The sequence below is a fragment of the Cupriavidus taiwanensis genome (assembly GCF_900250115.1).
Classification (GTDB): Bacteria; Pseudomonadota; Gammaproteobacteria; order Burkholderiales; family Burkholderiaceae; genus Cupriavidus; species Cupriavidus taiwanensis_B.
On record NZ_LT984803.1, the window covers coordinates 1789268 to 1809531 of the forward strand.

General features: G+C 66.0%; 19 protein-coding genes and 1 pseudogene. 11 read left to right on the forward strand and 9 right to left on the reverse strand.

All coding sequences use genetic code 11. The annotated features are described in order from the left end of the window. Nucleotides 1-299: 299 nt before the first annotated feature. Nucleotides 300-686 (forward strand): hypothetical protein, encoded by a 387-nt coding sequence (locus CBM2586_RS08470; RefSeq protein ID WP_115687231.1) that lies wholly within the window; start codon nucleotides 300-302, stop codon nucleotides 684-686. A 543-nt stretch (nucleotides 687-1229) separates the two neighbouring features. Continuing rightward, a complete protein-coding gene (locus CBM2586_RS08475; RefSeq protein WP_115662031.1) occupies nucleotides 1230-1541 on the forward strand; it encodes a DUF3303 domain-containing protein in 312 nt (103 codons plus the stop codon). Between the two features lie 175 nt (nucleotides 1542-1716). On the opposite strand, the gene CBM2586_RS08480 is transcribed toward CBM2586_RS08475, so the two are convergent. Both CBM2586_RS08480 and CBM2586_RS08485 read right to left on the reverse strand, forming a co-directional pair. Next, on the reverse strand, nucleotides 1717-2043 hold the full coding sequence (locus CBM2586_RS08480; RefSeq protein WP_115662030.1) for a hypothetical protein: 327 nt from the start codon (nucleotides 2041-2043) through the stop codon (nucleotides 1717-1719). 31 nt (nucleotides 2044-2074) lie between these two features. After that, nucleotides 2075-2956 carry a helix-turn-helix domain-containing protein gene (locus CBM2586_RS08485; RefSeq protein WP_115662029.1) on the reverse strand — a complete coding sequence of 294 codons (882 nt, stop codon included), beginning with the start codon at nucleotides 2954-2956 and terminating at the stop codon, nucleotides 2075-2077. Nucleotides 2957-3198: 242 nt separating this feature from the next. Here CBM2586_RS08485 and CBM2586_RS08490 point away from each other — a divergent pair, with 242 nt between their 5' ends. The 9 genes and pseudogenes from CBM2586_RS08490 to CBM2586_RS08530 all read left to right on the forward strand — a co-directional run bounded on the left by CBM2586_RS08490 (nucleotide 3199) and on the right by CBM2586_RS08530 (nucleotide 13242). Beyond that, a complete protein-coding gene (locus CBM2586_RS08490) occupies nucleotides 3199-4437 on the forward strand; it encodes an MFS transporter (protein WP_115687232.1) in 1239 nt (412 codons plus the stop codon). Nucleotides 4438-4637: 200 nt separating this feature from the next. After that, entirely contained in the window at nucleotides 4638-5354 is a 717-nt protein-coding gene (locus CBM2586_RS08495) for a dihydroorotate dehydrogenase electron transfer subunit (RefSeq protein ID WP_231942467.1), read from the forward strand. Then, nucleotides 5347-6297: a dihydroorotate dehydrogenase gene (locus CBM2586_RS08500; RefSeq protein ID WP_115687233.1), complete on the forward strand. Its 951-nt coding sequence runs from the start codon at nucleotides 5347-5349 to the stop codon at nucleotides 6295-6297. Before CBM2586_RS08495 ends, CBM2586_RS08500 begins: the two co-directional genes overlap by 8 nt. 16 nt (nucleotides 6298-6313) lie before the next feature. Next, nucleotides 6314-7585, forward strand: a complete 1272-nt coding sequence (locus CBM2586_RS08505; protein ID WP_115687234.1) for a Zn-dependent hydrolase — start codon at nucleotides 6314-6316, stop codon at nucleotides 7583-7585. Beyond that, nucleotides 7582-8625 (forward strand): dihydroorotase, encoded by a 1044-nt coding sequence (gene pyrC / locus CBM2586_RS08510; RefSeq protein WP_115687235.1) that lies wholly within the window; start codon nucleotides 7582-7584, stop codon nucleotides 8623-8625. The genes CBM2586_RS08505 and pyrC overlap by 4 nt, the downstream gene beginning before the upstream one ends. A 28-nt stretch (nucleotides 8626-8653) precedes the next feature. Next, nucleotides 8654-10075, forward strand: a complete 1422-nt coding sequence (gene aspA / locus CBM2586_RS08515) for an aspartate ammonia-lyase (protein WP_373424198.1) — start codon at nucleotides 8654-8656, stop codon at nucleotides 10073-10075. Beyond that, nucleotides 10072-10764 (forward strand): orotate phosphoribosyltransferase, encoded by a 693-nt coding sequence (locus CBM2586_RS08520; protein WP_240987909.1) that lies wholly within the window; start codon nucleotides 10072-10074, stop codon nucleotides 10762-10764. The genes aspA and CBM2586_RS08520 overlap by 4 nt, the downstream gene beginning before the upstream one ends. A gap of 86 nt (nucleotides 10765-10850) precedes the next feature. Further along, nucleotides 10851-12113 (forward strand): annotated as a pseudogene (locus CBM2586_RS08525) (malic enzyme-like NAD(P)-binding protein); the annotation flags it as partial. Between the two features lie 61 nt (nucleotides 12114-12174). Further along, a complete protein-coding gene (locus CBM2586_RS08530) occupies nucleotides 12175-13242 on the forward strand; it encodes a porin (RefSeq protein ID WP_115662021.1) in 1068 nt (355 codons plus the stop codon). A 56-nt stretch (nucleotides 13243-13298) separates the two neighbouring features. Here CBM2586_RS08530 and CBM2586_RS08535 read toward each other — a convergent pair whose 3' ends face one another. The 7 genes from CBM2586_RS08535 to CBM2586_RS08565 all read right to left on the reverse strand — a co-directional run bounded on the left by CBM2586_RS08535 (nucleotide 13299) and on the right by CBM2586_RS08565 (nucleotide 20245). Beyond that, nucleotides 13299-14360: a phosphotransferase gene (locus tag CBM2586_RS08535; RefSeq protein WP_115687237.1), complete on the reverse strand. Its 1062-nt coding sequence runs from the start codon at nucleotides 14358-14360 to the stop codon at nucleotides 13299-13301. Beyond that, nucleotides 14353-15549 (reverse strand): acyl-CoA dehydrogenase family protein, encoded by a 1197-nt coding sequence (locus CBM2586_RS08540; protein ID WP_115687238.1) that lies wholly within the window; start codon nucleotides 15547-15549, stop codon nucleotides 14353-14355. The genes CBM2586_RS08535 and CBM2586_RS08540 overlap by 8 nt, the downstream gene beginning before the upstream one ends. A gap of 11 nt (nucleotides 15550-15560) precedes the next feature. Further along, nucleotides 15561-16352 carry an SDR family NAD(P)-dependent oxidoreductase gene (locus CBM2586_RS08545; RefSeq protein WP_115662018.1) on the reverse strand — a complete coding sequence of 264 codons (792 nt, stop codon included), beginning with the start codon at nucleotides 16350-16352 and terminating at the stop codon, nucleotides 15561-15563. Between the two features lie 46 nt (nucleotides 16353-16398). Next, entirely contained in the window at nucleotides 16399-17865 is a 1467-nt protein-coding gene (locus CBM2586_RS08550; protein ID WP_115687239.1) for an NAD(P)(+) transhydrogenase (Re/Si-specific) subunit beta, read from the reverse strand. Next, the gene (locus CBM2586_RS08555; protein WP_115662016.1) at nucleotides 17862-18215 is read right to left on the reverse strand and encodes an NAD(P) transhydrogenase subunit alpha; all 354 of its coding nucleotides are present in this window, start codon (nucleotides 18213-18215) and stop codon (nucleotides 17862-17864) included. Before CBM2586_RS08555 ends, CBM2586_RS08550 begins: the two co-directional genes overlap by 4 nt. A gap of 10 nt (nucleotides 18216-18225) precedes the next feature. Then, entirely contained in the window at nucleotides 18226-19344 is a 1119-nt protein-coding gene (locus CBM2586_RS08560; RefSeq protein WP_115687240.1) for a Re/Si-specific NAD(P)(+) transhydrogenase subunit alpha, read from the reverse strand. A 106-nt stretch (nucleotides 19345-19450) separates the two neighbouring features. Beyond that, nucleotides 19451-20245 (reverse strand): TauD/TfdA dioxygenase family protein, encoded by a 795-nt coding sequence (locus CBM2586_RS08565; protein WP_115687241.1) that lies wholly within the window; start codon nucleotides 20243-20245, stop codon nucleotides 19451-19453. Nucleotides 20246-20264: the final 19 nt, after the last annotated feature.

Below are 20264 nucleotides of genomic sequence, written 5' to 3' on the forward strand. Positions count from 1 at the left end.
TCGGCGCGGGCAGTGCCGGCACGGGCAGGGCCAGCGTCACGCTGTCGAAAAAAAGCGGGAGGCCAGCATGCCGACCGCGCGGGAGCGCGCGTGACGGCGGCAACAGTTGGTTTGCGTGGGCGGCTGCTGCGCCGCAAGTTTGTTTCCGCCCGACATTTGCTCCGGCTATCCTGGGAATTTGCTGATGACGGGGCTGCCACTGCATTTCTTCGGTCCGGATCCGGTGGCACGGCTTCTGCGTATGAGGGTGAGGACGCCCGCCGCGTTCTGCCCTTCTTACCGCAAACCGGAGTACCGCCATGATTCGCCAGTTCACCAACACGATCCTCGCCAGCGCCGCCATTGCAGCCGCCTGTACTGCCGGCGTCGCCAATGCCACCGCCCTCCCCGACCGCGCTTTTGCCGGCGACAAGTACGGCTGCACGTTGCGCGCCGACATGCGCGACGTCTATGGCGACGGCGCGCGAGCCGGCCGCTTCGACGTATTCATCGACGGTACCCGCGTCGAGGCATCGCCCGCCAGCGAGCACACCCTCTCCGGCCTGGACCGCAGTGGCGTGTCGGCCGACCCTGCCCGCAAGTTCGACGTCTACACTGACGGCGCACTGGCCGGCATGGACCGCAGCGGGGTATCGGCCGATCCCGCGCGCAAATTCGACGTCTATACCGATGGCGCCGTGGCATAAGCCCGTGCAAGGCGGGCCTGCCTCGGGCAGGCAGCCATCCAGACGCGACTGCCGGCGCTGGGCTGACGCGGGCTCCGCCGGCCGCAGAATGGGTCTCTTCTATAAGCATGGTGAAGAGGTCTGGGCGTGCAATGCCATGTATGCCGCGGCCCATTTCGACTTTGCCCCCTTGCCTCTCGACCCGCTGCGGAAGAAAAACCCCGCCTGAGCCGTGAGCCAGGTGCCAGGTGTGTGCGGTTCCACACAGAGCGACAACGCTGGACCGGACTGGCCAGCTCCCTCAGAGGGATATGCTCCGTCTGATCGCACGACGATATCTCCCCGAGGAGTCAGCGGTCCTGTCGGTGTCGGCTGCGACCTCAGCAAGTACGCGGGACAGCGAGAACCGCCTGGCAGTGTCGTCTGCTCCCATCCGTGTGGCGAACCATACGGCGAGCGACGTCCCAAGGTCTACAACTATTGGCTCTGGACAATATGCACAGTTGCAAGAAATGGTCGACCGCCACTAGTTAGATGAAGCCAACGTCTCAAAGGAGGAAAGCAATGAAGTACATGATCAGTTGGTTCGAACGCCCGCAAGGTTCGGCTACGGAGTACGAGAATGCCCAAAAGCGAATCCTCGATGTGTTTAGTCAGTGGAAGGCTCCGACCAATCTCAAGATCGAGTTTTTTGTCGTACGTGTGGGTGAGTGGGGTGGGCATATGCTGGTGGACTGCGACGATCCGTTGACAGTTCACAAGGCATGCTCAACATTCCCTGCGTTCGAATTCCGAGCGCACCCCGTAGTGCCCGTCGAAGACGCAGTCAGGGTTGAACTCGAAGCAATTGCTTGGCGTGACGGACTGAAAGGCTAGATATTCGAGAGCATCACGACAGCTTCCAACCGGCTCAGCGACTCGCCGGGGAGCCTGAGCCAGGGCTTGCCTAGCCAACTGGTGCCCGGCGTCAGACATGTGTTACAGATCGCCTTACACCTGGCCTTCCGGCCGGGCGGCACCGCGCAACTTGGCACTGCCCGCTTTGGCAATGTTAAAAAAGCTGGCGCCGGCCATCATAGTCGAGAACGATCTGGTTCATCGCGCCCAGCAGCGCTTGATCGCCGCCACCGAGCGACTGCCCGATCGCGCGCATATAGTCCAGCAATTGCGCCTGCGCGGCGTTGGCTACCTCTGTGGTAATCCCCTCGTCATCATGCAGGATCACGTACGACCGCGCGAAACCGTAGATCAGGAAGTAAGCCGCGGCGTGGCCCGGATCGGCGGACATCAGCGCCAGCGACTGCTCCTTGACCTTGAGGAATGCGTCCGTTCCCGGAACGCTGCTGGCAAATTGCTCGGTAACCGTCTTGAAGTCCATGGGATGTCTCTCAGGGGAAAAATCGAACTGCTCAGACCTGCTGCAACATGCGCCGCAACAGGCTGGCTCCGTCGGGACCCTTGTAGGCGCGCTGCCAGAGAGCCTCGACCATATTGGTGTAAAGCGACACAGCCTCCGGCGCGGCGGTCACCGAGGCGATGCCTGCCGAAATGTTGGGGAACTCGCCGAAGCGGAACGGGCTGATGGCCACGTATGAGCCGGTAGGTCGCTCGAAGACCTGGAACGTGGCGTTCGGCATGCTTTCATTGACGATGCCGATCTGCATGCCGGCATGCTGCTGTTCGAGCAACACCGCAATGCGCTCCACTTCCGCTCGCGCCGCCAGCGATCGCTCCATCCGGGTCGCGGGCGGCAGGTCCATCCGGCCGATCAGCCCGAAATGGACAAAGCGCTCAAGCTCGCGCAATCCGATCAGGCTGAGGATTGGCGCGGGATGCGACACATACGATTCCTTACGCTCGCGCAGCAGGGCCATGATGGCCTGGATTCGGCCGTCGTCGTTGTCGCCGCTCTCCCTGAGCATCTGATCGAGATAACGCTCATAGTCCGGCGAGGTCAGCAGGAATGAAATCGGCTCGAAATGCGCCAGGATCCGGGTAGCGCCTTGCTCGAGCTGGCGCATCCGTTCGATGTAGGCGATGGCCGACGGGTAGTATTCCGTGCCGGCGCCGAGCAGCGATTCCAGCGAGGTATCGAGGATGCCGGCCAGGCGCTCCAGGGTCTCGATCTTGACGATCTCGCCCTTCTCCATGCGATAGACCGCTGCGCGGGAAATGCCCAGCACTTCGGCAACCTGCTCGGCCCGCAGTTGCGCCCCGAGCCGGTAGGCACGCAGTCGCGCGCCCAGTGCCTCGAAGTCGATTCCGTCCGTGCCGGTGGCGCGACGTTCCATTTCAGTCTCAATAATTAGATTGAAGCCACTATAGCATGATGCCGCCGACGTGCGCGTTCTCTGTTAACGCGGGCTAGGGACAAACCCGGAGCGGCAGCAAAAACGCTTGCCATACCGCCACCGGCCGCATAGTCTAAAAAAATAGATTTTTACTGTCACTGCATGATTCCCGTAGGCCATGCGCGCCCAAGGAATCAACGCAGTGCTTTTTGAGGCTCTTTTAGTCTAAAAATGGAGACAGCATGACAAGCCAGCCCCTGACCCAACCCGCAGCCGCGACGGAGGCGCCAACGTCTCCCTATGCGTGGAAAGCCCTGGCTGGATCCGCAATCGGCTACGCCATGGACGGGTTCGACCTCCTGATCCTGGGCTTCATGCTGCCGGCGATCAGCGCGGCGCTTGCGCTCACCACCGGCCAGTCCGGCGCGCTGGTCACGTGGACCCTGGTCGGTGCCGTGGCCGGCGGCATCATCTTCGGCGCGCTGAGCGACCGCTATGGTCGCGTGCGGGTGCTGACCTGGACCATCGTGCTGTTCGCCGTATTCACCGGCATGTGCGCCCTGGCCCAGGGCTTCTGGGACCTGCTGGTCTACCGCACCATTGCCGGCATCGGGCTCGGCGGCGAGTTCGGCATCGGCATGGCGCTGGCCGCCGAGGCGTGGCCGGCCAGCAAGCGTGCGCGCGTGTCGTCCTATGTCGCGCTGGGCTGGCAATCGGGCGTGCTGATGGCCGCGTTGCTGACGCCGTTGCTGCTGCCGGTGGTCAGTTGGCGCGGGATGTTCGTGATCGGGGTACTGCCGGCGCTGGTGGCATGGTTTATCCGCAACCGCCTGCACGAGCCTGAAGTCTTCGTGCGCAGTGCGCGCACGGAAAAGAAGCCCAATGCATTCAGGCTGCTGGTCGCGGACCGCAACACCACACGCACCAGCCTGGGCATCGTGATCCTGTGTTCGGTCCAGAATTTCGGCTACTACGGCATCATGATCTGGCTGCCGACCTACCTGTCCAAGGCGCTCGGGTTTTCGCTGACCAAGTCTGCCTTGTGGACCTCGGTGACCATCGTCGGCATGATGATCGGCGTCTATGTCTTTGGCCACCTGGCGGACCGCATCGGACGCAAGCCGACGTTCCTGATTTTCCAGGCAGGCGCGGTGGCGATGGTGCTGACCTACGCCAGGCTGTCCGACCCCATGACCATGCTCTGGGCCGGCGCCGTCATGGGCATGTTCGTCAACGGCATGATCGGCGGATACGGCGCGCTGATCTCCGAGGCCTACCCGACCGCGGCCCGCGCCACCGCGCAGAACGTGCTGTTCAACATCGGCCGTGCCGTGGGCGGGCTGGGGCCGATCGTGGTTGGCGCCATCGCCGCGGCGTACTCGTTCCAGCTTGCCATCGCACTGCTTGCAAGCATCTACGTGATCGACATGATCGCCACCATCTTCCTCATCCCCGAACTGAAGGGCGTGGAACTGGAATAACGCCGGAGCCCTCCGGGCATTCTTCCGCTGCGCCGTCCGGCGCAGCGCCATCCTCAGGAGTCACCAACATGTGTGCCACCGTGTGTAGCGCGGATTCCGCGGCTACCGTAGCCTCCTATCGCTGTCGAATCGTTGAACACCACTGGGTCAACCAGCGCTACAAATACATCCGGCTCGAATCCGGGACCCCGATCGCGCCGATGACCCGGCCTGGACAGTTCTACCAGCTCAGCTGTCCCGCCACCGCCGATGCGCAGCCGTTCCTGCTGCGGCCGATGAGCGTCTATGGCGCCGGCCCGGAAAGCGGGCGCATCGAATTCCTCTACAACGTCACCGGCGTCGGCACGCGGGCGCTGGCCACGCTGCCGGTCGACGGCCACCTGGATATCGTCGGCCCGCTCGGCAATACCTTCACGTTCAAGCCGTCGTTCCGCCGCATCCTGGTGGTCGCGCGCGGCGTCGGGCTGGCGACGATGGCGCCGTTGATCCGCCAGGCCGCCGAGGCCGGCACCGCCATCACCGCGATCATGTCGGCGCGCACCGCGGGCGACCTGATGGAGAAGGAGTTCCTGCGCGGCGCCAGCGCCGAGGTTCACGCCGTGTTCGATGCCGACGGCACGTCTTCGGTCGAGGCCGTCGAAGCCCTGGCCCGCCGGCTAATCGACGCGCAACGCCCCGATGCCATCTACACCTGTGGCTCCCACCGTCTGCTGATGCTGCTACAGCGCGTGCTGGAGGACCACCCCGGCATCCAGGGCGAAGTTGCCATGGAGCAGCGCATGGCCTGCGGCATGGGCGTGTGCCTGTCGTGCGTGCGGCTGTTCGATTGCGACGGCGACAAGCAATTCCTCCGCGTCTGCCGCGAGGGTCCCGTTTTCAAGATTCGTGAAGTGGTTGGGGAGGTGGAATTTGGCTAATCTTACTGTCCGGGTTGGCGACCTGACGTTGCGCAACCCCGTGATGCCCGCATCGGGCTGCTTCGCCATCGAGTATCGCGAGGCGATGGATCTCAACCGGCTGGGCGCGCTGGTCATCAAGAGCGTTTCGCCGAAGTCGCGCGCGGGCAACCCCACGCCGCGCGTGGCGGAGACCTTCAGCGGCATGCTGAACTCGATCGGCATCCCCAGCAAGGGACTCGACTACTACCGCAATGAAGTGCTGCCGGCCTATACGCGGTACGACACGCCGGTGGTGGTATCGATTTCCGCAGATACCGCCGAGGAGTTCGGCGCCGCGTGCGCAGAAATGTCGTTGCCGGAAGTCGACGTGATCGAGGCCAACATCTCCTGCCCCAACCTGGAAGCAGACGGCATGGCCTTCGCCATGCTGCCCGAGACCACCTACAAGGCAGTCTCCGCCATCCGCCGCCGCACCCGGCATTCGTTCTGGGTCAAGCTGACGCCCAACGCCGGCAATATCGCCGCCGTGGCACGCGCGGCCGAGGAAGCCGGCGCCGATGCGATCGTGATGGGCAACACCGTGCTGGGCATGGCGATCGATATCCGCACGCGCAAGCCCAAGCTGGGCAATGTCATGGGAGGCCTCTCCGGGCCGGCAATCAAGCCGATTGCCCTGCGCCTGGTGCACCAGTGCTATCGCGCCGTGCGCATTCCCATCATTGGCTGCGGCGGCATCCAGAGCGCCGATGACGCGGTCGAATTCATGCTGGCGGGGGCGTCGGCCATCCAGGTGGGCACGGCCTCGTTCCGGGATCCGGCGGTCATGCAGAAGATCATCGACGGGCTCGATGCGTATTGCAAGCAGGCCGGCGTCGCCTCGATCCGGGACCTGACCGGGCAGGTGATCCTTGACCGCCAGCTCAGCGACCGCTGGCTGCGCTTTGCCCAGCAGTCGGGTTGAGCAACGGGACTTGCATATGGACATTCTGGAACTCAAGCCACTGGCCGAGCAGTTGTTCGCAGACATCGGCGCGTTGTCGTTCGATGGCGTCGGCATTACGCGCGACAGCTATGGTGCCGGCGAGTCTGCCGCGGTCGATTACCTGCGGCGCTTTGCCGGGCAGCACGGGCTGCAGGTGCAGAGCGATCGGGCCGCGAACCTTGTCTTCACCCTGCCCGACGAGGAGGCCGGCGCGCCGGCCGCATGGGTCGGCTCGCATGTCGATTCGGTCCCTCAGGGCGGCAACTTCGACGGTCTCGCGGGGATCGTCGCAGGTCTGCTGTGCCAGATCGCACGAAAGGCGCAAGGCATGTCCGGTGCCGCGCCGCTGCGCGTGATCGCCTTCCGTGGCGAGGAAAGCGCCTGGTTTGGCAAGGCTTACATGGGCTCGGGCGCCGCGCTGGGCAAGCTCACTCCGGACGACCTGGCGCTAAGGCACCGCAGTTCCGGCAAGGCGCTCGCGGACTGCATGGCGGCTGCTGGCGCGGATATCGAAGCCATTGCCGCGCAGCAACCGTTGTTCGACCGTACCGCGGCCGCGGCATACCTGGAGCTGCATATCGAACAGGGCCCGGTGATGGTGGCTCGCAAGCTGCCGCTGGCGGTGGTGCCCGGCATTCGCGGCAACGTGCGGCACAACCGCATCACCTGTCTCGGCGAACCCGGCCATTCCGGCGCGGTGCCGCGCTGGCTGCGCAAGGATGCGATGTTCGCCGTGGCCGAACTGATCACGCGGCTGGACGAACACTGGAAGGTGCTGCTTGAACGCGGCATCGACCTGGTCGTGACCACCGGGATTGTCTCCACCGATCCCGCCGAGCATTCGATTTCCCGGATTCCCGGCAAGGTCGATTTCAGCTTCGAGGCACGCAGCAAGAGCGTGGACACGCTGGAAGGCTTTTACCAGCTGCTGCGCACGGAATGCCAGGCCATCGGCCGCGACCGCGGCGTGCATTTCGAGTTCGACCGCCGCATCGAATCGGCGCCGGCGACGATGGACCTGGCGCTGTCGAACCTGCTGCGCGACGCGTGTACCGGCGCCGGCCTGCCGGTCGAGATGGTGCCGAGCGGCGCCGGACACGATGCCTCGCTGTTCGCCAATGCCGGCATCCCCACCGCCATGCTCTTTGTCCGCAACGAAAACGGATCGCACAATCCGGACGAGGCAATGGACCTGGATGATTTCATGCTCGGCACGCAAGTCATGTATCGGGCGCTCGAAGGCATCCCGTCCAGGAGGCAGGCATGACCGTGCAGACCCTGACCATCCGCCGCCCGGACGACTGGCACCTGCACCTGCGCGATGACGAACTGCTGCGCGCAGTGCTGCCGGCGTCCGCGCGCCAGTTCGGCCGTGCCGTCGTGATGCCCAACCTGAAGCCGCCGGTCACCACGGCGCAAGCCGCCATGGCCTATCGTGAGCGTATCCTTGGCGCATTGCCGCCGGGCTCCGCGTTCACGCCGCTGATGACCTGCTACCTGTGCGACACCACCGATCCGGCGGACATCCGCGCCGGCTTTGACGCCGGTGCCTTTGCCGCCGCAAAACTGTATCCCGCCGGCGCCACCACCCATTCCGAATATGGCGTGACGTCGATCGACCGTGTTGCCGGCGTGCTGTCTGCCATGCAGGACATCGGCATGCCGCTGCTGATCCACGGCGAGAGTACCGATCCGGCGGTCGATGTCTTCGACCGCGAAACCGCATTCCTGCACGCCACGCTGCAGCCGTTGCTGGCCCGCTACCCGCGTTTGAAGGTGGTGCTGGAACACATCACCACCGCCGAAGCAGCCGACTTCGTCATGCGCGACTCCAGCGGCAGGCTGGCTGCCACCATCACGCCGCAGCACCTGATGTTCAACCGCAATGCCATCTTTGCGGGGGGCATCCGGCCGCACTACTACTGCCTGCCGGTACTGAAGCGCGAGCGGCACCGGCTGGCGTTGCGGCGCGCCGCCACCTCGGGCTTGCCAGCGTTCTTCCTCGGCACCGATTCGGCACCGCACGACACGACCGCCAAGGAGTCCGCCTGCGGTTGTGCCGGCATCTTCAGCGCGCACGTCGCGTTGCAGGCCTACCTGACCGTATTCGAGGAGGAAGACGCCTTGGGGCGCTTTGAAGCCTTCGCCAGCGACAACGGCGCGCGCTTCTACGGCATGCCGCCGAACCGGGAGACGATTACGTTCCATCGCCGCCCCATGCGCGTGACGGAGCAGATCGACTTGCCGGATGGCCGGCACATTCGCCAGTTCCTCGCTGGCGAGACGCTGCCATGGACGCTCGCCTAGCGGACGACCACATTTATCGGATCGCATCATGACCAATACCTATCGCACCGAAACCGATCTGCTTGGCGAACGCCAGGTGCCGGCCGACGCCTACTACGGCGTCCACACCCTGCGGGCCTGGGAGAACTTCCAGATCAGCGGCACCCCCATCTCCTCATGGCCGGAGCTGATCATTGCGCTGGCCTCCGTCAAGCAGGCCGCCGCCGAGGCCAATGCCGAACTCGGCCTGTTGCCGGCCAACCTGCGCGACGCCATCCTGGCCGCCTGCCATGACGTGCGCGAAGGCATGCTGCACGACCAGTTCATCGTCGACACGATCCAGGGCGGCGCCGGCACGTCGACGAACATGAATGCCAATGAGGTCATCTGCAACCGCGCGCTCGAGCACATGGGCCACCGCAGGGGCGAATACCAGTTCCTGCACCCGAACGAGCACGTGAACATGGCGCAGAGCACCAACGACGTCTACCCCACAGCGCTGCGCATTGCCACGTACTTTGCCATCGAGCACCTGCTTGAAGCGATGGAAGTCCTGCGCGCCGCGTTCGACCGCAAGTCGAGTGAATTCTCCGGCCTGCTCAAGCTCGGCCGCACTCAGTTGCAGGATGCGGTGCCGATGACGCTCGGCCAGGAGTTCTCCACGTATGCGGTCATGCTCGAAGAGGACATGGCGCGCCTGCGCGAAACCGCCTTGCTGATCCGGGAAATCAACCTCGGCGCGACCGCGATCGGCACCGGCATCACTGCGCATCCCGACTACGCGCCGAGGGCCCTGTCCGCATTGCGGCGGATCACCGGCATCGACCTGTGCCTCGCACCCAACCTGGTGGAAGCCACGCAGGATTGCGGCGCCTTCGTGCAGATTTCCGGCGTGCTCAAGCGCATCGCCGTGAAGCTGTCCAAGACCTGCAACGACTTGCGGCTGCTGTCGAGCGGGCCGCGCGCAGGCTTCGGCGAGATCAACCTGCCGCCGATGCAGGCGGGGTCGTCGATCATGCCGGGCAAGGTCAACCCGGTCATCCCGGAAGTCGTGAACCAGATCGCCTTCGAGGTATTTGGCAACGACACCACCATCACCTTTGCCGCCGAGGCCGGCCAGTTGCAGCTCAATGCCTTCGAGCCGGTGATCGCCGCGAGCCTGTTGCGCAGTTTCCGGCACTTGACCAATGGCTGCGGGACGCTGGCGCGGAAATGCGTCGATGGCATTACCGCGAACCCTGAGCGCCTGCGCGAGACCATCGAGCGCTCGATCGCACTGGTTACGGCGCTCAATCCCGTGATCGGCTACAAGAACGCGACCTCGGTCGCAGCGGAAGCCCATGCCAAGGGCACCACCATCCGCGAAGTGGTGCTGGCACGGGGCCTGATGACCGCCGAGGCGCTCGACGAAGCATTGCGCCCCGAAACGCTGATCCGGCCGCGTGCCGACAAGCTGGCGGGCAAGCCATGAACGAGGGAATCCACATGTGCCATCGCAACGCTGTCGCGCTCGAGGGATCGGTCGGACGGGCGCTGCTCGAGGCCGGCTGTGTTCGCTTCCGCAGCGACGAGCCATTCCGCCTGCCCTCGGGTTGGGCCAGCCCGGCCTATATCGATTGCCGTCGGCTGATTTCCTACCCGGCTTTGCGTGGCGCGCTGTTGCGGCGCGGCCTGCGCCTGTTGCGCGAGCGCGGCCGTTTGAACGGCATCGACGTGGTCGCCGGCGCGGAGTCGAGCGGTATCGCGTTCGCTGCGTGGGTGGCCGAAGCGCTCGACCTGCCACTGGTCTACGTGCGCAAGGAAGCGCGCGGCATCGGCCCCGCCGCGCAAGTCGTCGGCGACATCCGCGCCGGCGACCGCGTGCTGCTGGTCGACGACATGATGGCAGCGGGCCGGTCCAAGGCCGTCTTCTGCGCGGCACTGTCCGACGCCGGCGCGGTCGTGCAGGACATCCTGGTCCTGTTCGACTACGGCACATTCCCGACGCAGGCGGCACTGTCCCGCTGGCAGCCGGGCATCCATGCCCTGGCCACGTGGCGCGACATCCTCGACGCAACGCTCGATTCGGGCGAAGTCGCGGAAGCGGACCTGGCCGAGCTGCAAGCCTTCCTGGCAGACCCGCCGCGCTGGTCCAGCGAGCACGGCGGCATCGCCGCCTAGCCCTCAACCACAAATTGTTTGCCAGCCTCTCGCCCGTCATGCACGGGCGGTGGCCCCCTTTTTCCCGATTTTCCTGAATCCCCGCCATGGACGACGCCTTCAAACAAAGCGCCCTCGCCTATCACCGCGCCCCCACGCCCGGCAAGATCTCGGTCACGCCGACCAAGCCACTCGGCAACCAGCAGGATCTGGCGCTGGCCTATTCCCCCGGCGTGGCCGCCGCTTGCGAGGCCATTCATGCCGATCCGCTCGACGCCCGGCATTACACAGCCCGCAACAACCTCGTCGGCGTGATCACCAACGGCACCGCGGTGCTGGGGCTGGGCAATCTCGGGCCGCTCGCCGCCAAGCCGGTCATGGAAGGCAAGGCCTGCCTGTTCAAGGCGTTCGCGGATATCGATGTGTTCGACCTGGAACTGGCGGAGACGGACCCCGACAAGCTCGTCAATGCCATCACCATGCTGGAGCCGACCTTCGGCGGCATTAACCTCGAAGACATCAAGGCGCCGGAATGCTTTCACATCGAGCAGGCTCTGCGGCAAAGGATGCAGATCCCGGTATTCCACGACGACCAGCACGGCACCGCGATCATTGCCGCCGCGGCGATCCTGAATGGCCTCAAGGTCGCTGGCAAGTCGATCGATCGCGTGAGGCTGGTGTGCTCCGGCGCAGGGGCCGCCGCGCTGGCGTGCCTGGACCTGCTGGTAAGCCTGGGGCTGCCGCGCGACCGCATTGCCGTGCTCGATTCGCGCGGCGTGGTCCTGGCGGACCGGCACGCGCTCGATCCCAGTAAGCGCCGCTTCGCACAGGCGCCCGGCATCTACGCGGCACGAACGCTCGGCGAGGCGCTGGAAGACGCCGACGTGTTCCTGGGCTGCTCCAGTGCCGGCGTGCTCAATCCGTCCATGTTGCGCGGCATGCGTGAACAGCCGCTGATCCTGGCCCTGGCCAACCCCGAACCGGAAATCCGACCGGAAGCGGCACGCCAGGCGCGGCCCGACTGCCTGATCGCGACGGGCCGCTCCGACTACCCGAACCAGGTCAACAACGTGCTGTGCTTCCCGTTCATCTTTCGCGGTGCGCTCGATGTGGGTGCGACCACGATCACCGAATCGATGAAGCTGGCATGCGTCCACGCGCTGGCCGCGTTGGCCGAAGAAGCGCCCGGGCACGAAGTCGCGGCCGCCTACCCCGGCGAGTCCTTCGAATTTGGCCGTGACTACCTGATTCCAAAGCCGTTCGATCCGCGCCTGATCACACGACTCGCACCCGCCGTCGCTCAGGCGGCCATCGACGCCGGCGTCGCACGCCGACCGATCGCGGACATGGCGGCCTATCGGGCGCAACTCGCGGCACGTCGCCTGCAAGCCTTCCCACGCCACACCAACTGAAAACAATCCGGAGGAGACCATGCAACTGAAACACCGGGCCCTGGCGACAGCCGCCATGGCCCTAAGCCTTACACAGCCTGCGCTGGCGCAATCCGGCGTCACCCTTTATGGCCAGGTCGACGCCTTCGTCGGCAGCACCCGCGCCTCGGGCGGCGAGCGCACGGCAATCCTCGGCGCGGGCGGGATGCAGACCTCGTACTGGGGCATGCGCGGCACCGAAGACCTGGGCGACGGGCTCAAGGCCATCTTCGACCTGAATGGTTTCTACCGCGTCGACACGGGGCGCTTCGGCCGCGCCGACACCGACGGCTTCCTGACGCGCAGCGCCTACGTCGGACTGCAATCGTCGCGGTATGGCACGGTGCGGCTCGGGCGCAATACCACGCCGTATTTCCTGTCGACGATCCTGTTCAACCCGCTGGTCGACTCCTACAATTTCGGCCCGTCGATTTTCCACACCTACAAGACGGCCACCGATGGGCGCGTGTTCGATCCCGGCATCATCGGTGATTCAGGGTGGTCGAACTCGGTGGTGTACTCGTCGCCAACGGCCGGCGGCCTGACGGTGAACCTGATCTATGCGTTCGGCGAGCAGCCGGGCAGCACCGGCCAGAATAAATGGGGCGGCAACCTCAACTATTTCGCCGGCGCCTTCGCCGCCACGGCCGCCTTCCAGCAGGTCAAGTTCAACACCGTGCCCGGCGACGTCACCGCACCCGCGGCACTCGTCGGCTTCGACAAGCAGACCGCGGCACAGCTTGGCGTCAGCTATGATTTCGGTGTCGCCAAGTTGTTCGGGCAGGCACAGTACATTCGTACCGCGATCCACGGCGCGCAGGATGATATCCAGCACGCAAACGGGCAGGTCGGCGTGTCGGTTCCCGTCGGGGCGGGCAGCCTATTGACCTCCTACGCCTATGGCAACACACGCAATGATGTGGCCGGGATGGGCCGGCATACGGCCGCGATTGCCTATGACTACAACCTGTCGAAGCGGACCGATCTGTATGCCGCGTATTTCTACGACCGCGTGACGGGGCGGCCGCATGCTGAGACGATAGGCGCCGGCATGCGGCATCGGTTCTAGGGCCCGGCGTGGGGCAGTTGCGCCGCGCCTGATGGTCGCGTTCGAGCACGACCATGTCAGCCCACGCGTTGCGCCTGTGCCCAGGCCAGATCCGCCACGCGCGCGAAACGCTCGCCCATCGCATGCGCCTCGGCACTGGACGCCGTGCCGCGTGCCGCACGTCCCCTGACGCCGTGCAGGATCGCCGCGAAGCGGAACATGTTGAAGGCGATGTAGAAGTCCAGGTCGGCGATGCCGTCGCGCCCGGTGCGGCGGCAATAGGCCGCGACGTACGCCGCCTCGTCCGGCAGGCCCGCCGCCGCCAGGTCCCGTCCCGCGATGCCACCCAGGATATCGGGTGGCATGCGGAACATCATGGCGTGGTAGGCAAAATCGGCCAGCGGATCGCCCAGTGTCGACAGTTCCCAGTCCAGCACGGCCAGCACGCGCGGCTCGGTCGGATGGAAGATCAGGTTGTCGGCGCGGAAGTCGCCGTGGGTGATGGCAACGTCATCGGTAGCGGGCAGATGCTCCGGCAGCCACTCGACCAGCCGGTCCATGGCCGGATGCCGGCCCGCCAGCTCGTCCCCGAGGTACTGCTTCGACCAGCGCGCAACCTGCCGCGCGACATAGCCGCCCGCCCTGCCATAGTCACCGAGCCCGGTCGCGTGCGGGTCGATGATATGCAGGCTGGCCAGGGTCGCGTTCATCGCTTCCATGTACGCGGCGCGCTCGTCGCGCGGCACATCGGCAAAGCCGGCATCCCAGAAGATGCGGCCTTCGACCATGTCCATGACGAAGAACCAGCTGCCGATCACCGAATCGTCGGTGCAGAGCCCGTGGATACGGGGCACCGGAAAACCCGCCTGGCCCAGCGCCGCCATCACCCGGGCTTCGCGTTCCACCGCATGCGCGCCCTTGAGCAGTTCGCCGGGCGGCTTGCGCCGCAGCACATAGCTGTGTCCGGGCGTGCGCAGCCGATAGGTCGGGTTGGACTGCCCGCCGTTGAACTGGTCGATCGTCAGCGGTCCGGCATAGCCCTCGACGTGCTGCGCCATCCAGCGCTCGAGCGCCGCCTGGTCGAAGCGGTGCTGTTCGCGCACCGGCACCGTACCGGCGAAATCGTTCGCCTCAGCCATGGCTCGCCTCGCCGTTCAGGGTCTTGCGCTTGATCATCTTCGCCAGCGACCACTTGTGAACTTCGGTGGGGCCGTCATAGATGCGGAACGCGCGCACTTCGCGGAACACCTGCTCGACGATCGTGTCGCGCGACACGCCCGTGCCGCCCATGACCTGCACGCAGCGGTCCGCGACGCGGTACACCGCTTCGGACACCGCCACCTTGGCCATCGAGCTTTCGTTGGTGCCGAGCACGCCGCCGTCGAGCACGCCCGCGCACCAGTCGATCATCAGCGCTGCCTGCTGCAGGTCGATCAGGTTCTCGGCCAGCATGAAGCCCACCGCCTCGTGGTCGATCAGCAGCTTGCCGAAGGCCTTGCGCCGGGTCGCGTAGGCCGTGGCGATCTCATTCGCGCGCGTCGCGCAGCCGTGCCAGCGCATGCAATGCGACAGACGCGCCGGCGACAGCCGCACCTGCGCGTAGCGAAAGCCTTCGTTGACTTCGCCGAGCACCTGGCTGGCCGGCACGCGCAGGTTCTCGATGACGATCAGCGCATGGCCGCCCGGCATCGAATTGTCGATGGTGTCGAGCACGCGTTCGATGCGGATGGCCGGGTGCGGCAGGTCCACCAGGAACATGGTCGATTGGACCTTGTCGTCGCTGCCGGTGCGCGCCATCACGATGCCGACCGCCGCTCCTTCTGCGCCGGTGATGAACATCTTGCGGCCATTGATGACCCACTCGTCACCTTGCTGCACGGCGATAGTCTGCAGCATCGACGGATCCGACCCGGCGCCGCCTTCCTCGGCCGGCTCGGTCATGAAGAAGGCCGAACGCGCCTCTCCGCTCACGAGCTTGTCTAGGAAGCGACGCTTCTGTTCCGGCGTTGCGACCTTGCCGAGCAGGTACATATTGCCTTCGTCCGGCGCCATCGTATTGACGGCCACGGGCCCCAGCGGCGACAGCGCCGAACGCTTGAGCACCGCCGCCGTCTCCAGCTGCGTCAGGTGGCTGCCGTCGGGCAGGATGTGCGGCGTCATCACGCCGGCTTCGCGCGCCCTGGCGCGCAGTTCGCGCACCAGCTCCTCGGTCGGGCCGTGGCCGGCGTTGCGGGGATCGCGCTCATAAGGCGCGACAACCTCGCGCACGAAGGCCTCGACGCGGTCGGCAATGGCCTTGCTGCGCTCGGTGGGACAGGGAGTGAACATGGGAGCTTGCCTCAAAGCGAATTGATGGAATGGCCGCCGTCGACGGGCAGCACCGTGCCGGTCATGAAGTCGGACGCCTCGGAAGCCAGCAGCAGCAGCGCGCCGTCAAGCTGGCGCGGCTGCCCGAGCCGGCGCTGCGGGATGCGCCGGATCAGCGCCTGTCCGCTCTCGGTCTCGAAGAAGCTGCGGTTGATATCGGTCTCGAAGTAGCCCGGCGCCAGCGCGTTCACCCGGATGCCATGGCGCGCCCATTCCAGCGCCAGCGAGCGCGTCAGGTGGATCAGGCCCGCCTTGGCCGCCGTGTACGCCGGCACCTGCTGGGCCACGCGCAGCCCGAGGATCGACGCGATGTTGATGATGCTGCCGGGCGTGTCGGTATCGCGCATCATGCGCGCGGCACGCTGCGCCACGCGCCAGGCGCCGTTCAGGTTGGTATCGATCACGCTTTGCCACTGCGACTCGTCCACATCCATGGCCGCGCCGGTGGTCGCGATGCCGGCGCTGTTGACGACGATCTGCACCGGCCCCAGTTCGCGCTGCGCGCCCTCGAACGCCGAATCGACCCAGATCGGATCCCTTACGTCGAGCGCGACCACGCAACCCTGTCCGCCTTGTTGGCGCAGTTCGGCCAGCAGCGCCTCGCCTTCCGCCACGCGCCGTCCGGCCAATGCCACCTTGCAGCCCGCGCGCGAGAGGGTCTTCGCGAAATGCAGGCCGAGCCCGCTGAAGGCGCCGGTGACCAGCGCCACCTTGCCCTCGAGGTCTGCGAACGGGTTAAGGCTGCGTCCTTGCTCGCAATTCATTGCCATGTCTCCTCTGATACGGTTCGATCTTGCCCTGACATCGACCTTATGCCGCCTTGACCATGTCCTCGACCACCTTCTTGGCGTCGCCGAACACCATCATGGTCTTGTCCATGTAGAACAGCTCGTTGTCCAGCCCGGCGTAGCCGGCCGCCATCGAGCGCTTGTTGACGATGATGGTCTTGGCCTTGTACGCCTCCAGGATCGGCATGCCGGCGATCGGCGACTTGGGATCGGTCTTGGCCGACGGATTGACCACGTCGTTGGCGCCCAGCACCAGCACCACGTCGGCCTGGCCGAACTCGCTGTTGATGTCCTCCATCTCGAAGACCTGGTCGTACGGCACCTCGGCCTCGGCCAGCAGCACGTTCATGTGCCCCGGCATGCGGCCCGCCACCGGGTGGATCGCGTACTTTACGGTCACGCCCTTCTCGGCCAGCTTCTCGGTCAGTTCCTTGAGCGCGTGCTGGGCGCGCGCCACCGCCAGGCCGTAGCCGGGCACGATGATCACGGTCTCGGCGTTGCCCATCAGGAAGGCGGCGTCATCCGCCGAACCCGACTTGACGTTGCGCTGCGCCTGCGCGCCGGCCGCCGCGCCAGCCGATGCATCGCCGCCGAAGCCGCCCAGGATCACGTTGAAGAACGAGCGGTTCATCGCGCGGCACATGATGTACGAGAGGATCGCACCGCTGGAGCCCACCAGCGAGCCGGCGATGATCAGCATCGGGTTGTTCAGCGAGAAGCCGATGCCGGCCGCGGCCCAGCCCGAGTACGAATTCAGCATCGACACCACCACCGGCATGTCGGCGCCGCCGATCGGGATGATGATCAGCACGCCCAGCACGAAGGCGATCGCCAGCATCACCAGGAACGGCAGCCATTCCTGCGTCATGAAGAAGGCGATGCCGAAGCCGACCATGGCCACCGCCAGCGCCAGGTTCAGCAGGTGCTGGCCGGCGAACACCACCGGCGCGCCCTGGAACAGGCGGAACTTGTAGCGCCCGGCCAGCTTGCCGAAGGCGATCACCGAGCCCGAGAACGTGATCGCGCCGACGAAGCAGCCGATAAAGAGCTCGATGCGGTTGCCCAGCGGGATCAGGTGCGAGCCGGCCGGGCTGATGCCGAAGGCCGCAGGCTCGGCCACCGCGGCCACCGCGATGAACACCGCCGCCAGGCCGATCAGCGAGTGCATCGCCGCGACCAGTTCGGGCATCTTGGTCATCTCGACCTTCTTCGCGACATAGGCGCCGATGCCGCCGCCGACCACCAGCCCGGCCAGGATCAGCGCCAGACCCGACCCCGCCCCCGTGCCGCTGCCGGCCGCCAGGAACTCGTTCCTGAGCTTGAGGATCAGCGCCACCGTGGTGAGTGCAGCCACCGCCATGCCGATCATGCCGAAGGCATTGCCCTTGCGCGCCGAGGCCGGGTGAGACAGCCCCTTGAGCGCCTGGATGAAGCAGACCGACGCGCCGAGGTAGAACAGCGTCACGGTATTCATGGACAGTCCATTCATCTCGGCATCTCCACCAGTTCGCCGCCGGCGGTCGCGGGCGTTTTTGCGGGCTGCGCCTTGGGCGCCTTCTTGCGGAACATCTCGAGCATGCGCTGGGTCACCAGGAAGCCGCCGAACACATTGACCGCGGCCAGCGCCACGGCGAGCGTGCCCATCGCGCGGCCCACGCCGCCTTCGGTCAGGCCGGCGGCCAGCATGGCGCCGACGATGATGATGGCCGAGATCGCGTTGGTCACCGCCATCAGCGGGGTGTGCAGCGCGGGCGTGACCGTCCACACCACGTGGTAGCCCACGTAGATCGCCAGCACGAAGATGATCAGGTTGATCACCGTGTGGTTCACCATTTCCATGGATGTCTCCTTAGCCGGCCAGCGCCGCTTCTTCGCGCCGCGTCATCAGGCAGGCGGCGACGATGTCATCTTCGAGGTTGAGCGTGAACTGGCCGTCCTTGTCGATGACCAGCTTGAGGAAGTCCAGCACGTTGCGCGCATAGAGCGCCGAGGCGTCGGCCGCGACCATGCTGGCCAGGTTGGTATGGCCGATCAGGATCACGCCGTTGTGGTTGACCACCTGGTCGGCCACCGTCAGCGGGCAGTTGCCGCCCTGCGCGGCGGCCAGGTCCACCACCACCGAGCCGGGCTTCATCTGCGCCACGGTGGCTTCCTGCAGCAGCACCGGCGCCTTGCGGCCCGGAATCAGCGCGGTGGTGATGACGATGTCGGCCTGGAGCGCGCGCTGGTGCACCAGCTCGGCCTGGCGCTTCATCCAGTCCGGCGGCATCGGGCGCGCATAGCCGCCCACGCCCTGCGCGATCTCGCGCTCTTCGTCGGTCAGGAACGGCACGTCGAGGAACTTGCCGCCGAGCGATTCGATCTGCTCCTTGACCGCGGGGCGCACGTCCGAGGCTTCGATCACCGCGCCCAGGCGCTTGGCGGTGGCGATTGCCTGCAGGCCGGCCACGCCGGCGCCCAGGATCAGCACGCGCGCGGCCTTGACGGTGCCGGCGGCGGTCATCAGCATCGGCATGAAGCGCTGGTAGTGGTGCGCGGCCACCAGCACGGCCTTGTAGCCGGCGATATTGGCCTGTGACGACAGCACGTCCATGCTCTGCGCGCGCGTGCTGCGCGGCGCGGCCTCGAGCGCGAAGGCGGTGATGTTGGCGGCCGACATGCGCGCGTTGTTCTCGGCATCGAACGGGTTGAGCATGCCCACCAGCACCGCGCCGGGCTGCATCTGCGCCAGTTCGGCGGCCTCGGGCGCGCGCACCTTGAGCACCAGCGGCGCCGACAGCGCGTCGGCTGCGGTGCCAATCGTAGCGCCGGCGGCTTCATAAGCGCTGTCAGGCTGGCTGGCACGCAAACCGGCGCCAGCTTGCACCACGACCTGGTGGCCTTGTGCGACGTATTTCTTGACCGTCTCTGGCGTAGCGGCGACGCGCGCCTCTCCCGCCCGAGTCTCAGTCGGGATGCCTATCTGCATGGTTCCATCTCCTGTGATCCGCTGCGCCTGCCGGCATGGGGACGCTGCGTGCCGGGCACCGCTTGCGGGCCACTGCCGCCTGCGGTGCCGGCCGGGTGGTGCCCCCTCAGCGGGGCACTTCGCCTTCGAGCGTCACGCGGTTGAGTACGCGCTCGGCATTGCCGTAGTCATGGACGGCGTAGTGCATGGTGCAGCGGTTGTCCCACATCACCACATCGCCTTCCTGCCACATGTGGCGGTAGACGTTGTCCGGCGTGACCGAGTGCTCGTACAGGAAGTCGAGCAGCGGACGGCTTTCCGCCACGGTCATGCCGTCGATGCACTCGGCGGTGTCCGGGTGGCCGACGTACAGTGCCTTGCGGCCCGTTTCAGGATGCGTGCGCACGATCGGGTGCACGGCCGAAGGCACTTTGTCGGCGCCGGTCATCCTGGCCAGCCGCGCGCCGGTGAAGCGTGCGCGCAGGCCCTCGATCAGCCGCTGCATGGCCGGCGACAGGCGCTCGTACGAGAGATACTGGTTGCACCACATGGTGTCGCCGCCGATCGGAATCGTCACGCCCGACAGGATCGAGATCTTGGGCGGCACCGCGGTGTAGATCGAGTCCGAGTGCCACGCTTCGGTCGAGGCGGTCTCTTTGGGGATCCTGGTGACCTGGAACAGCTCCGGGAACTCCGCCAGCCCCTTGAGCAGCGGGTTGCCCTGCACCGGCGTGCCCCACAGCCGGGCAAAGGCTACCTGCGCAGCCGGCTGCAGGAACTGGCCGCGGAACACGAGCATGCCGTGCTCGAGGAAGGCCTGGTGCAGCACCTGGAAGGTGGCGTCGTTGATCGGGTCGTTCAGGTTGACGCCGGTCACGGATGCTCCGACCGAACCGGTCAGCGGCTTGATTTCGATGGTCATGATGTCTCCTCTCGTGTCG